The sequence below is a fragment of the Serratia sp. Sp408 genome (assembly GCF_057180665.1).
The window spans coordinates 1-259 of record NZ_JBXUFT010000044.1; the positions used below are offsets into that span (position 1 = coordinate 1).

The following is a 259-nucleotide window of genomic DNA, read 5'->3' on the forward strand; positions in this document are numbered from 1 at the left end:
TGATCCTACCCACGTAATGTGGACACGGCCCTAAGCGAGGTTTTGGTTTTCAAACTGTTCCGGGCTAAGACCGCCACAGGCACTGTGACGACGCCAGCGATTGTAATCGCACTCGATATAATTAAACACTGTCGTTCGCATTATTTCCCGGCTGGCAAAGTCCTCCCCGTGGATACATTCCACCTTCAGTGAGTGAAAGAAGCTTTCCGCACAGGCATTGTCGTAACAACAACCTTTAGCGCTCATACTGCCCTGCAGA

The 259-nt window shown here is 50.6% G+C and carries 1 protein-coding gene; it reads right to left on the bottom strand.

The genetic code is table 11. From position 1 onward, the window contains the following. Window positions 1-30: 30 nt before the first annotated feature. Window positions 31-259: IS3 family transposase (locus AC2AXP_RS22780; RefSeq protein WP_484381998.1), on the bottom strand; the 229-nt coding region annotated here is incomplete at its 5' end.